General features: G+C 38.1%; 17 protein-coding genes. 12 read left to right on the forward strand and 5 right to left on the reverse strand.

Annotated features, from left to right (window positions below):
• Positions 1 to 8 precede the first annotated feature (8 nt).
• From ureE to ACFVSW_RS24225, 5 genes are all read left to right on the forward strand, one after another.
• Entirely contained in the window at positions 9 to 467 is a 459-nt protein-coding gene (gene ureE, locus ACFVSW_RS24205; protein WP_387319181.1) for an urease accessory protein UreE, read from the forward strand.
• Positions 457 to 1,143, forward strand: coding sequence for an urease accessory protein UreF (locus ACFVSW_RS24210; protein WP_387319182.1), 687 nt, complete (start codon positions 457 to 459; stop codon positions 1,141 to 1,143). The genes ureE and ACFVSW_RS24210 overlap by 11 nt, the downstream gene beginning before the upstream one ends.
• A gap of 23 nt (positions 1,144 to 1,166) precedes the next feature.
• Entirely contained in the window at positions 1,167 to 1,778 is a 612-nt protein-coding gene (gene ureG / locus ACFVSW_RS24215; RefSeq protein WP_387319183.1) for an urease accessory protein UreG, read from the forward strand.
• A 1-nt stretch (position 1,779) separates the two neighbouring features.
• Complete coding sequence (locus ACFVSW_RS24220; protein ID WP_387319184.1) at positions 1,780 to 2,604, forward strand: urease accessory protein UreD; 825 nt, start codon at positions 1,780 to 1,782, stop codon at positions 2,602 to 2,604.
• Positions 2,605 to 2,731: 127 nt separating this feature from the next.
• Complete coding sequence (locus ACFVSW_RS24225) at positions 2,732 to 2,950, forward strand: hypothetical protein (RefSeq protein WP_387319185.1); 219 nt, start codon at positions 2,732 to 2,734, stop codon at positions 2,948 to 2,950.
• A 44-nt stretch (positions 2,951 to 2,994) separates the two neighbouring features.
• Here the strand turns inward: ACFVSW_RS24225 and ACFVSW_RS24230 are convergent, their stop codons facing one another.
• Complete coding sequence (locus ACFVSW_RS24230) at positions 2,995 to 3,888, reverse strand: urea transporter (RefSeq protein WP_387319186.1); 894 nt, start codon at positions 3,886 to 3,888, stop codon at positions 2,995 to 2,997.
• 214 nt (positions 3,889 to 4,102) lie between these two features.
• Between ACFVSW_RS24230 and ACFVSW_RS24235 the strand changes: the two genes are divergently transcribed.
• The gene (locus ACFVSW_RS24235) at positions 4,103 to 5,035 is read left to right on the forward strand and encodes an ATP-grasp domain-containing protein (RefSeq protein WP_387319187.1); all 933 of its coding nucleotides are present in this window, start codon (positions 4,103 to 4,105) and stop codon (positions 5,033 to 5,035) included.
• A 39-nt stretch (positions 5,036 to 5,074) separates the two neighbouring features.
• Here ACFVSW_RS24235 and ACFVSW_RS24240 read toward each other — a convergent pair whose 3' ends face one another.
• Positions 5,075 to 5,605, reverse strand: a complete 531-nt coding sequence (locus ACFVSW_RS24240) for a YceI family protein (RefSeq protein WP_387319188.1) — start codon at positions 5,603 to 5,605, stop codon at positions 5,075 to 5,077.
• A 372-nt stretch (positions 5,606 to 5,977) separates the two neighbouring features.
• Between ACFVSW_RS24240 and helD the strand changes: the two genes are divergently transcribed.
• The gene (helD, locus tag ACFVSW_RS24245; protein ID WP_387319190.1) at positions 5,978 to 8,302 is read left to right on the forward strand and encodes an RNA polymerase recycling motor HelD; all 2,325 of its coding nucleotides are present in this window, start codon (positions 5,978 to 5,980) and stop codon (positions 8,300 to 8,302) included.
• A gap of 379 nt (positions 8,303 to 8,681) precedes the next feature.
• Here helD and ACFVSW_RS24250 read toward each other — a convergent pair whose 3' ends face one another.
• Both ACFVSW_RS24250 and ACFVSW_RS24255 read right to left on the reverse strand, forming a co-directional pair.
• Entirely contained in the window at positions 8,682 to 8,816 is a 135-nt protein-coding gene (locus tag ACFVSW_RS24250) for a BA3454 family stress response protein (protein WP_387319191.1), read from the reverse strand.
• A gap of 123 nt (positions 8,817 to 8,939) precedes the next feature.
• Complete coding sequence (locus ACFVSW_RS24255; protein ID WP_387319192.1) at positions 8,940 to 9,170, reverse strand: hypothetical protein; 231 nt, start codon at positions 9,168 to 9,170, stop codon at positions 8,940 to 8,942.
• A gap of 373 nt (positions 9,171 to 9,543) precedes the next feature.
• Here ACFVSW_RS24255 and asnS point away from each other — a divergent pair, with 373 nt between their 5' ends.
• Positions 9,544 to 10,935, forward strand: a complete 1,392-nt coding sequence (asnS, locus tag ACFVSW_RS24260; RefSeq protein WP_387319201.1) for an asparagine--tRNA ligase — start codon at positions 9,544 to 9,546, stop codon at positions 10,933 to 10,935.
• Between the two features lie 58 nt (positions 10,936 to 10,993).
• Here the strand turns inward: asnS and ACFVSW_RS24265 are convergent, their stop codons facing one another.
• Entirely contained in the window at positions 10,994 to 11,167 is a 174-nt protein-coding gene (locus tag ACFVSW_RS24265) for a hypothetical protein (RefSeq protein WP_169802710.1), read from the reverse strand.
• Positions 11,168 to 11,322: 155 nt separating this feature from the next.
• Between ACFVSW_RS24265 and ACFVSW_RS24270 the strand changes: the two genes are divergently transcribed.
• The 4 genes from ACFVSW_RS24270 (at position 11,323) to ACFVSW_RS24285 (ending at position 12,765) form a co-directional block, all read left to right on the forward strand.
• A complete protein-coding gene (locus ACFVSW_RS24270; RefSeq protein WP_387319193.1) occupies positions 11,323 to 11,541 on the forward strand; it encodes a helix-turn-helix domain-containing protein in 219 nt (72 codons plus the stop codon).
• Positions 11,542 to 11,736: 195 nt separating this feature from the next.
• Positions 11,737 to 12,108 carry a DUF2089 domain-containing protein gene (locus tag ACFVSW_RS24275; protein WP_387319194.1) on the forward strand — a complete coding sequence of 124 codons (372 nt, stop codon included), beginning with the start codon at positions 11,737 to 11,739 and terminating at the stop codon, positions 12,106 to 12,108.
• The gene (locus ACFVSW_RS24280; protein ID WP_387319195.1) at positions 12,109 to 12,492 is read left to right on the forward strand and encodes an SHOCT-like domain-containing protein; all 384 of its coding nucleotides are present in this window, start codon (positions 12,109 to 12,111) and stop codon (positions 12,490 to 12,492) included.
• A gap of 3 nt (positions 12,493 to 12,495) precedes the next feature.
• Positions 12,496 to 12,765, forward strand: a complete 270-nt coding sequence (locus tag ACFVSW_RS24285) for a hypothetical protein (protein ID WP_387319197.1) — start codon at positions 12,496 to 12,498, stop codon at positions 12,763 to 12,765.
• Positions 12,766 to 12,905: the final 140 nt, after the last annotated feature.

Raw genomic sequence — 12,905 nt, forward strand, 5'->3', positions numbered from 1 at the left:
TGAAGAAATTGTTAATTGAAAGAATTGAAACAAATATTGAACGCATGGAAAAGGAAGAGATTATCAATCGTCATATTGAAAAGGTGTACCTTGAAAGCGCTCATCTAGTGAAACGGATTCAACGGGTTAAAACAGACCACGGCCGGGAAATCGGCATCCGATTGAAAGATCCGCGTGACCTGGTCGCGGGTGATGTATTGTATATGGATGAACGTAATATGATTGTGATTGACGTGGTTGCTGATGATTTATTAGTGATAAGTCCACGCAGTTTAACAGAAATGGGCACGATTGCTCATCAGTTAGGAAATCGACACCTGCCTGCCCAATTTGCAGATGACGAGATGATGGTTCAATACGATTACCTTGTGGAAGAGCTTTTAAAGGAATTGCAAATCCCTTATAAGCGGGAAGAGAGAAAAGTGAAACAGGCTTTCCGTCATATTGGACATAGTCATGAAGCATAATATCCTTTCATTATTTCAGCTTTGTGATTCTAACTTTCCAACCGGGTCCTTTAGTCATTCTTACGGTCTTGAAAGTTATATACAAGAAAATAAGGTACACAACCAAGAAACATTCTCTGAGTGGCTTCAGGTGTATTTGAATGAGCAGCTCATCTATTCAGATGGGCTGGCTTGTCACCTTGTTTATCAAGCGTTGGAGGAGGATGATCTTCAGAAAGTGTGGAGGTTGGACCGCTTATTGACAGTACAAAATTTACCCCGTGAAACGAGGGAAGGCACGCAAAGAATGGGAGAGCGGATGTTAAATCTTGTCGAGTCATTATATGATGCCCCGATACTCTCAACTTACAGAAATAGGATTGGGACTAAGCAATCTTTTGGTCATCCAGCAATTGTGTTTACGATGATTGCGCAATACATAAATGTTTCTAAAGCCGAGACTACTTTATTTTACCTGTATTCTGTTGTTTCCAGTCTTGTCCAAAATGCTGTCCGTGCAATCCCGTTAGGGCAGACAGCTGGACAAAAAATTATTCACCAGATTCAAGGTGATTTAGCCACGGCCACATCAAAAATTGGGCAGTTAGATGAAGAAGATTTTGGGATTGTTTCACCTGGTTTAGAGATGGCACAAATGATGCATGAGCGAATTAATATTCGTATTTTTATGTCATAAATGAGGAAGGGAAGTGTGTTTTTATGGAACCAATTAAAATTGGCGTTGGAGGCCCTGTTGGCGCAGGAAAAACAATGCTAGTGGAAAAATTAACTCGTCATTTTAATGATGAAATAAGTATGGCAGTGGTCACAAACGATATTTATACAAAAGAGGATGCAAAATTTTTAATCCAAAATGGCGTACTCCCTGCGGATCGGATAATAGGTGTAGAAACAGGAGGATGTCCGCATACTGCCATTCGTGAAGACGCTTCAATGAATTTTTCAGCGATCGATGAATTAAAAGAAAAACACCCTGATTTAGAACTTATTTTTGTAGAAAGCGGCGGAGATAATCTGGCAGCAACATTCAGCCCGGAATTAGTTGATTTTTCTATTTACATCATTGATGTTGCACAGGGAGAAAAAATTCCGCGAAAAGGCGGACAGGGAATGATTAAATCCGATTTATTTGTCATTAATAAAACGGATTTAGCACCGCATGTGGGAGCAAGTCTTGAGGTGATGGAGTCAGATACAAAAACTTTCCGTGGAGATAAACCATTTGCATTTACGAATTTAAAAGACAATACAGGTCTTGATGATGTCATCGATTGGTTAAAGCAAAATGCACTACTAAAAGGATTGGCCTAAAATGGGGGATTGGACGGGAGCATTAAACTTAGAAGTGGAAGATAGAAAAGGAAAAACGGTCGCAAAGAAGGTATATTTTCAGGGTGCATTTAAAGTTATGCGCCCTATTTACCATGATGACTCTGGCCATGCTTGTTATTATTTATTAAACCCGGGCGGCGGGTATTTAGATGGGGATCGCTACCAAATGAAAATCTCACTTTCGGAAAAGGCTAAGCTGACGGTAACAACACAGTCTGCAACAAAAGTGTATAAAACACCGAACAATTTTGCCTATCAAGAAGCAGAGATCTCCCTTCAACCAGGAAGTTACCTTGAGTATCTGCCTGATCCGCTGATTGCCTACCAAAATGCAAAATACAAACAAAAAAATGTAATTCGAATGGACAAAACAGCTACTTTCCTTTATGCTGACATTGTCACTCCAGGCTGGTCACCGGACGGAGAACGATTTAGCTATCAATCGGTCCAGATATTAAATGAAATTTACGTGGATAATGAATTAGTCGTTTATGACCATATTAGATTAAATCCTGCTACGCAAAATATGAAGGGACTTGGATTTATGGAGGGATTTTCCCATTTAGGTTCAATGATTGTAGTAGGGAAGCAAACGAACAGTACCCTGCTTGATCAGTTATATTCTGCGATTGATATGAATTCAGATGATTATAAACTTGGACTATCTTTACTTTCGGTTCCAGGATTGACAATTCGGGTGTTAGCAAATACCACACAAGTAATAGAAAAACTATTTTCGGAAATTCACCGTGTAATAAGCCAAGAATGGTTTAATACAGAACCAAGCTTTCTTAGAAAATATTAATAGTTACGACCCAGTAGATTAAATTTAGGCTCCCGCGGTTATGGTAGATGATGGTTTGTTTAGCCATGCGAATATCATTTTAAGTAAATGGAAAAACTAAATAGTAAATATATATAGGGGGTGCTTTATGTTTGAAAAATTTAAAGTATACCATCTATTCAAAGGGCAAGTACATGAACGCCCTCATTTTTCGTTAAGGATAAAAGGTCATGATTATAAAGGAATGGTCCATGGTGATAAAATACATTGGTATCATCCCCATCCTAAGCAAAAGCATGAAGAAGATTTTCTCGATGCTGTAGAGACCAAGGTTTTTAAGATGATGAAAGGTCATCTAGTAAAATGAAACAAAGCAGCCCGAATTTTCGTTCGGGCTGCTTTGTTTTTTCTTCAAATAGACCGAAGGGATTTCATTGCACCGAGGAGAAGCCATGTACAGAAAACGAAAGGCATTGTCAGTGCCGGAAGTCCATATGGTAACAGCCAGGTCACAACACTGGCCGTAATGGGAACGGTTAAACATGCCGCCAAAACGCCATATAAAAGTGCATATCGATGGCCCTCTTTATAAACGACCGCTACAGCGATCATGGTTAAAATCGCATTATATCCATAAAGCCCCATAAAGATTAAGCTATGTTCTCCCCCGAGTGCATACGCGGTCAGTAATGCTGCTCCATTTCCTATTATTGCATAGAGCCCAAATCTCCACCCTGCCCAAAATATAGCAATATAAAGCAAAATTCCAGACCAGTTATTATCAAGAAAGAAAATTTGCCCCATTCCATTAACGGCTCCGTCAAACCAATTTGTCTCGCCTTGTATATTTAGTGTCCAATTAGCTAATGATTGTGGTGCAAGCTTAGGATCAATCTTAAATGAAACTAAGCGGTAAGCAGTCAGCAATAAAAACCATGTTAAGATAATAAAAGGAAAAGTGAGAACAGGGAGTCCAACTTGCCTCATGATATGAATCATTGCTGCTGTAAATATGGCTGCGATTGCGGCCCCAGCTAAGGCAATAATCCAGCGGTTATCGCCTCTTAAAAACAAGGATAGGGCCATACCGGTCAGCACTGAGTTATAACCATAAATCCCTTGGTTAACAGTCTTTCCATTTGCTCCCCCTAATTTTCCAATTAGTGTTCCAGTGATGGATGATAAAAGGGAAATAATTCCCATCGGCAGGGAAAACACCATTATCGCTATTAATATTATGAATCCAGTGACTGCATTTTCAATCAAAATAACTTGAGAAATTCCTTTTAGGGATGAAGATATCAACCAATTAAGCGTTTCTCTGCTAATAATTTTACCTATCCTGTAATGAATTTATTACCACTCCCTTGTGATGCTACTAGTAATTAATTTCCCTAAAATAAACAGAAATATGAACTGACAATATTGTGGAATCTCTTCACAAATCGCCAATATCAATTTAAAATAATAGATACAATTGATATAGAAGATAACGTGCAGCATGAGGGGAGACTTTTCTTTGAAAAAAGTATATATCATCCACGAAAATAGCGAATGGACCATTCATCTAACAAAGCGTCTAGATGAGCTAGGTGTCCCTTATGAAGAGTGGCATCTTGACAGCGGCCGGCTTGATTTATCAAAAGAACCGCCAGAAGGGATTTTTTATAACCGCATGAGTGCATCTTCACACACAAGGGGTCACCGCTTTGCACCGGAATTTACCGCACAGGTTCTTGCTTGGCTTGAGACACATGGCCGAAAAGTAGTTAATGGTGCGAGGGCACTGCAACTTGAGGTCAGTAAGGTTGTCCAATATTTAGAACTAAATAAATTTGGCATTCTAACACCACGAACAATTGCGGCAGTGGGGAAGAGGCAAATCCTAGAGGCAGCAGCTGAGTTTTTGGATACACCATTTATTACTAAACATAACCGTGCCGGAAAAGGGCTTGGTGTCCAGTTGTTTCAAACCATCGATGGGTTAAAAAACTATGTAGAAGGTCCTTCATTCGAAGAACCAGTGGACGGAATAACCTTAATCCAAGAGTATATTCAAGCACCCGAGAGTGTTATTACACGTTGTGAATTTGTCGGCGGGAAATTCGTCTATGCTGTGGAAGTGGATACTTCTGAGGGCTTTCAGCTATGCCCAGCGGATGCCTGTCAAATTGGAGACTTATACTGTCCTGTAGGTGAAGAAAAGGAAGAAAAGCCAAAATTTAAAATTATTGAAGGTTTTTCAGATCCCATCCTCGAAAAATATGAGCAGGTCCTTGCTGCTAATCACATACAAGTTGCTGGCATTGAATTTATCCGTAATTCAGCAGGTGAAATTTATACTTATGATATCAATACGAATACAAACTATAATTCTGATGCAGAAGAAAAAGCTGGAAAATTCGGCATGCTCGATCTCGCCAAATTTTTAAAATTCGAACTAAATAACTAAGAAAAAAAGCTCTCCAGAAAAGGAGAGCTTTTGCTATTATTAAGCTTTTGCTGCTTGAAGTTGCAGGCTGATTTTTACTTTTTCCGCAACAAGTACGCCGCCAGTTTCAAGAGCTGCGTTCCATACTAGGCCATAATCAGAACGGTTAATGGTTCCTACCGCACTGAAGCCCACTTTTTCATTTCCCCATGGATCTTTTCCTTGACCTTCGAAAGTCACTACAAAAGTTTCTGGTTTTGTGGTACCACGAAGTGTTAAATCACCAGTTACGTTGTATTCATCATCATCTGTTTTTTCAATGTTCGTTGCTTTGAATGTCATTGTTGGGTGATTTTCAACATCAAAGAAATCTGCAGAAACCAAGTGGCCATCACGATCTTTATTGCGAGTGTCTACACTTGCAGTATCAACTGAAAATTCAATGCTTGCAGTAGTTAAATCAGTTGGATCTGCTTCAATTGCAGCATTGAAGCTATTAAAAGTTCCTTTCACGTTGGCAATCATCATGTGACGAACAGAAAAATCAACACTGCTGTGTGAAGCATCAAGAGCCCAATTTGTTTTTGTCATGATAAATCTCTCCCTTTTTGTTTTGAAATTATTTATCTTGAATTTAATATAACTCATTTCAAGATAAATTATATGATGTTAGTCACTATATTGTCAATTGTTTTTTTTAAAATATATTAGGGAATGAGATGAAGCGGGTGTGTAGGAGAAAAAGAAGTAGAGATTGTTTTCGGAAATTTTTCAAAAAAAAAAACGCCAATACGGCGTTTTTTTGTAAGCAAATTATTGAAAATAAAAAAGGAGCATGATAAAATGAAATTTGGCACAAAATGTTATTATGTTCATTTAGCTAAATTACTCTATAATAACATTAACACATCTTTTTGTGGTTGTCAACATATTGGATCAAAATTTTAGCTGGAGAGTGGTTTCATGAGCGATGTTCAAAGCAGAGACTGGCAATTGGAACAGCAACGAGTCAATTTAGTAGTTACTGAAATTGATAAAAAAGTAAGTAAATTAACACAAAATGCCGGCAAAGTTAGCTCAGACGTTCTCGAGATTCGGAAAACCTTTTGGGATGATGTTACCGTCAATACGGATGATCCGGATGATGCAATAGAGACGGCAGCGAGTATTAAGCAGCAGGCAGAACTACTTTCAGAGCGGGAACGGACACATAAACAATTAGATCACCATCTCAAAACCCTTGCTAGGCTAAAATATTCCCCCTACTTCGGCCGCATTGATTTTTGGGAAGATGGGGAAAAGTCGGCAGACCAAGTTTATTTAGGGATTGCTTCGTTCATGGATGAACAGGATGAGAACTTCTTAATCTATGACTGGCGCGCCCCGATTTCTAGTCTTTATTATGACTATTCTCCGGGTCCTGCCCAGTATAAAACCTTAGACGGGAATATCAAAGGTGAAATGGAATTAAAACGGCAATTTATAATAAGGGGTTCGGAAATAAAGGGGATGTTTGATACAGGGGTAACGATTGGTGATGAAATGCTTCAAGAAGTACTTGGAAATAACGCCAGTACGCAAATGAAAAGTATCGTTGCTACGATTCAACGTGAGCAAAACCAAATTATCCGAAATGAGCGGAGTAAATTGCTCATTGTTCAAGGTGTGGCTGGGAGTGGTAAGACCTCAGCTGCATTGCAGCGAGTTGCCTATTTACTTTATCGCTATCGCGATACGCTAAAGTCGGAAAATATTATGCTGTTTTCTCCCAACCCAATGTTTAATAGCTATGTTGCAACAGTGCTGCCAGAGCTTGGAGAAGAGAATATGCAGCAAGCCACGTTCATGGAGTATTTAAATCACCGATTAAATCGTGAATTTGAAGTAGAGGATCCATTCAGCCAAATGGAGTACCTGCTTAACGGGCAAGAAGACGAATTATATACAACTAGGGTTGCGGGAATTCGCTATAAGGCAAGTCTGGAATATAAAAAGATGATTGATCAATATGCCTCGTCTCTGTCAAAACATGGATTAATGTTTAGGGATTTATTGTTCAGAGGTGACGTTTTAATCTCGAAAAAAGAGATTCATGATTATTTTTATTCTTTAGCAGAAAGCTATTCTATTGCTAACCGAATACAGCTGGTTAAGGAGTGGCTTTTAAAGGAATTGAAGCGAGTTGTAAGAAGGGAACGGTCGCAAAGCTGGGTCGAGGAAGAAATTCAGTTTCTTGAAAAAGAGGACTATCTTGAAGCATTCAAGATAATGCAGGAAAAGAACCGCTTTAACGATAATACATTTGATGATTTTGAGCAAGAACAAAAGCTCTTAGCCCAAATGGTGGTGAAAGAAAAATTCAGGCCTTTATTTAACAGGGTAAAAAGGTTGAATTTTATCGATATGTCAGGCATCTATTGCCGTTTATTTGAATATGATTGGCGAAATGCTGAAGGCCTGCCGCCTGACTGGGATCAAATTTGCAAGGAAACGGTGAAGCGATTAAACAAGCTGGAAATTCCTTATGAGGATGCAACTCCATACGTATACCTTCAAGATTTAATCGAAGGGCGGAAATCGAACACTGCCATCCGCCATATATTTATTGATGAAGCACAGGATTATTCTCCATTCCAGTTTGCCTTTATTCAATTGCTTTTTCCTTATAGTAAAATGACGATGCTCGGTGACTTTAATCAAGCGATTTTTTCCGGTGCAACGGGATCTGCGACGGTTTTAACGGATTTGAATTTAATAGGTGAGGAAATTGAAACGATTGTTTTGACAAAAACCTACCGCTCAACACGGGAAATTGTTGAGTTCACAAGCGGTTTGATTGATGGTGGGGGAAAGATCGAACCATTTAACCGAAAAGGAAGGAAGCCCGTTATTGAACGAACAACAAAGACAAGGATCAACCATTTAATTTTAGAAAAGATTAAGGAATATCAAAATGAAGGGCATCGTACTATTGCAGTTATTTGCAGGACGGCTGCAGAAAGTAACCTTGTTTTTGAAGCACTTAAAAATGACCTTCCCCTTTATTTAATTGAAAAAGGAACAGTTTCTTATGAAAAAGGAATTCTGGTTATCCCTTCCTATCTGGCAAAAGGGATTGAATTTGATGCTGTCATCCTTTACGATTGTTCGGAGTATAAGCGTGAAAGTGAACGGAAGTTATTTTATACTGTCTGTACTCGTGCCATGCATGAATTGTATATGTACGCAACAGGTGAAATTAGCCCGTTAGTAAATCTCGTATCAAGGGATGCGTATGAGTTAAAATGAATACTTACAGAATAAAAGACTGTCGAAAAACTTTCGATAGTCTTTTATTTCAATCATTTCCTTTAATAAACACACTTATTGAGGTTAGAAAAGGTGTGTTGTAATACTTTAGATTGATTTGCCTCCCTGTTGATTGGAGCGGAGGGCACTCGACTCCTGCGGGATATAGAGGTCACTGGAGACCCCGCAGGCGCCATAGGCGCCAGGACCTCCCCGCGGAAAGCGAGTGCCAGGAGCGGAAATCAACAGGCACAATTGCAGGGAAAAAATTGATATTTAGATTCTGACAAAATGAAAAATTGCCGAGAAAAATATCCTTTCTCGACAATCTGAGCAGCGGCATAAGTCGCTGTTTTATTTAAACAATGGTAAAGGTTATTTATTTTTTCCATTGTTTTTGGACTTGTTCATAGGCGAGACGGAGGATTTCTTCATCCGGTGTGTCCTGATTCGTAATGACATTTGTTAAATAGTTTCTTCCTTCAAACGTTATTGTTACTTCTACTTGTACCATATTAAATCACCTTTCTTTACAAATTGAATATATATTTGTTGATTAAAAATTCCACAACAATCTATTGTATTAATGAAACTTATAAAGTATGCTGATTGAAAAAAAACTTCCCTAAAGGAAGCTTTAAACCTCGATGACCATAAATTCCTCGGCGAACAATTGCACCTTGTATTTGTCTACTTTGTTCTTTTTCAGTAAGGATTCTGCGATGACCAGATGGGCTTGAAGGGAAACATTTCTTTTTAAATCACGAATGGATACATCGCCATTTAATAATTGAATAGCTTTATCTTGGATGTCTTGATTCTTAGAAGACTTGTAAAGGAGATAAGCAATACAGGTAACTTTGTCCACGACAAACACTCCCTATTAATCAAGAATCGAACTTTTGATTATTAATTCGCCATAAACGGCGTTTATCCTGCTATTTTTCAGAAGATTTTTAAAAATCCATGACAATTTTGTGATTAATCGTACTTTTTCATGGAAATCAACAAAAAAGTGAAATTAAGCGCCAATATACCGGAAATTTGTTGAAAATTGCTTCTCTGATATGATATTTTATATAATATTGAAGGGATAAAAGACACACGATGATGGTACGGAGAATTTTACCTTTCGTCCCGATTGGGATGGGAGGTTTTTTACTATGCCATCTAGAGATTTGCACGAAGTGACCTGCTGCCGAATGGGTGGACGTTATACATATGATTTAGGAGGAATTACAATGAAACAGACCTTAATTAAGGAATTGTACAGAAATACCGACAGCTTTATTGAACAAAAGGTACAGTTATCTGGATGGATTCGTACTATTCGCGATTCCAAAACCTTTGGATTCATTGAATTAAATGATGGCAGCTTCTTTAAAGGGGTACAGATTGTATTTGATGAGCAATTGGAGAACTTTAAGGACATTGCCAAACTGCCTATTAGTTCATCGATCACGGTTGAGGGAGATTTTATACATACTCCTCAAGCGAAGCAGCCATTTGAAATCAAGGCAACTAATATTGTCATTGAAGGAACTTCAAATGTTGATTATCCTTTACAAAAGAAAAAGCATTCATTTGAATATTTACGAACAATTGCGCATTTAAGACCGAGAACCAATACATTCTCAGCCGTATTCCGCGTGAGATCACTTGCATCGTATGCGATTCATAAATTTTTCCAAGATAAAGGTTTTGTTTATGTGCATTCTCCAATCATTACCGGCAGTGATACTGAAGGTGCGGGGGAAATGTTCCGTGTAACCACTCTTGATTTGGATAATCCTGCAAAGAACGACGAAGGTAAAACTGATATTACAAAGGACTTCTTTAATAAAGAAACCAATCTGACCGTTAGCGGGCAGCTTTCTGCTGAATCCTTTGCGTTAGCATTCCGGAATGTCTATACGTTTGGACCGACATTTAGAGCAGAAAATTCAAATACAGCGCGACATGCAGCTGAGTTTTGGATGATTGAGCCAGAGCTAGCCTTTGCTGAGCTTCCTGATACCATGGATTTAGCTGAAGAAATGGTGAAATACGTAATTGGCTATGTTCTGGAACAAGCTCCTGAGGAAATGAATTTCTTTAACAGCTTTATTGAAAAGGGGTTATTAGACCGTCTTAATAATGCCTATACGGCAAACTTTGGCCGTGTGACGTATACGGAGGCCATCAAGTTGTTAGTCGAATCAGGTGAAACGTTTGCCTACCCTGTGGAATGGGGAGTGGACCTGCAAACAGAGCATGAACGTTATTTATGCGAACATGTCTTCAAACGCCCAGTATTTGTCACTGATTATCCAAAAGAAATTAAAGCCTTCTATATGAGGTTAAACGAAGATAACAAAACAGTTGCTGCCATGGATTTACTTGTGCCTGGAATCGGAGAATTAATTGGCGGCAGCCAGCGTGAAGAACGTGAAGAAATTTTGGCTGGAAAAATTAAAGACCTTGGCATGAACGAGGAAGATTATTGGTGGTACCTTGAACTCCGAAAATACGGCGGTACAAAACATTCCGGCTATGGGATTGGTTTTGAGCGCTTAATTATGTATTTAACAGGTATGTCAAACATTAGAGACGTCATTCCATTCCCTAGAACACCAGGTAATGCAGAATTTTAATACAACAAGAAAAGACCAATTCGCTGAATTGGTCTTTTCTTGGCCTGCAAACTTCATTTTAAAGATCCTGTAATTCTTCCTCGAAATAAAAAGTTTCCGGGTGCTCTTTAACGATATAAGAATATCTCTTCATATTTTTTACATACTGCCATTTCAAAATAGTGACTGCCTCTCCCGTTTCAATAATATTAACAGTCTGACCGGATTTGTATCGATTATTTGCGTTTTTCAAATTTAACACCCCTTTTATATTCCCATCCTTAGTATAACACAAATGAATGAACTACTATGTAACTTCATCTGATTAAAGGAATAGAGTAAAGATAAAGCCATTCATTTTGAATTATTACCTAACTATGATATGCTAAATAAAAGTGAGGTGTCGTTTTGACAAATTTTAAAGCAAAAAAGAGTAACCTCAAAGATTTATTAGCAAAAAGAGGAATGGACCTGGATAGTTTGGAAAGGAATACAAATATACCCAGGGATCAGCTCGATGACTACCTGTCAAAGAGAGTTATGAATTTAAATAATGCGATGACAATCTCCAAAGAATTAAATTGCCGGATTGAAGATTTATATGTTTGGACGGCAGAAGAAGCATAAACATGAAAAAGCAGACTCGAATGATGAGTCTGTTTTTTTGTTTTTTTTAGCAAAAATATATTGGATTCAATAAAATTAATTAAATGCTTAATAAAATTAATTTTTTGTTTTAATTATATAAAATAATTTAATATTTATATTTATTTTTTGAGGGGAATGATGTATTATATGGTTAAAGAAGGAAAGGAGGAAAAAATGTCATATCCGGTTATTACACATTGCCCTGTTTGCAGTAAGCAATTAAAAATTATGAAATTACAATGTACTCATTGCCAAACCACGGTGGAAAATGAATTTCAGTTTTCAAAATTAGCAGCTCTAAGCCAGGAACAGCTCCATTTTATCGAGATTTTCCTAAAATGCCGTGGAAATATTAAAGAAGTTGAAAAAGAATTAGGTATTTCTTATCCAACTGTTCGAGGGAAATTGGATGATATTATTTCTTCTCTTGGATTTGCATTAAGCAAGAAGTCAGAAATCGATAAACGGAAAGTTGTTTCCATGCTGGAAAAAGGTGAAATTACTGCTGAAGAAGCCATTCATTTATTAAAAGAGGGGGAAGCGTAAATGAAGGAAGAAATCTCAAGGGTGTTAACAATGGTTGAAGAAGGGAAGCTGGATAAGGAAAAAGCAACTGAGCTGATTAATGTATTGCAGGGGAAGGACCAGCCTGTCAAACTACAAAAAGATATCCCTTACGGTAACAAATTGTTAAAAATCCGAGTAGCCACGGAGAAAGGTGACAATGTAAACGTAAATCTGCCAATTAATTTAGTCAAGGCAGTACTGAAAGTGGGAACGAATATTGCTGAAAAAATTCCTGAAGCAGCAAAATACGTAAAGGATATTAACGTAGATCTCTTAATTGCGGCCATCGAAAATGAATTAGACGGACAAATTGTCGATATCACTTCGGCAAATGGTGATAAAGTATTCGTGGTGATTGAGTAACCGATGCTTAAAGTCAGAGTGAAGGTTAAAGATAAAAGGTTTATTGTACCTGTTCCCTACCCGGTTTTAAATTTTGTATGTACTGTTATCACTTCAAAAAAATTTAATCGTTTTGTAAATCAAGCAATTGAAAAAGATGGGAGGAAATTCAAAGTCCCCCACATAGAAAGGAAAGACCTAAAACCGCTGCTTAAGGCATTCGCGGAGCATAAAGGGATAACGTTGGTTGATACAAAATTAAACGATGGTACAGAAGTGACGGTCAAGTTGTGAAGCATTATCCGAAATTTGGGGATAATGCCTTTTTTTTCTTCTTAATTTTAGGCTGTGTTAAAAGTGAATGTTGATTTCCGTTCCAGGCGCTTCGCTTTCCGCGGGGCGGGCGGTGAGCCTCCTCGGCGCTAAAGCGCCTG

The sequence above is a fragment of the Neobacillus sp. NPDC058068 genome, assembly GCF_042885335.1.
Lineage (GTDB): Bacteria > Bacillota > Bacilli > Bacillales > Cytobacillaceae > Neobacillus.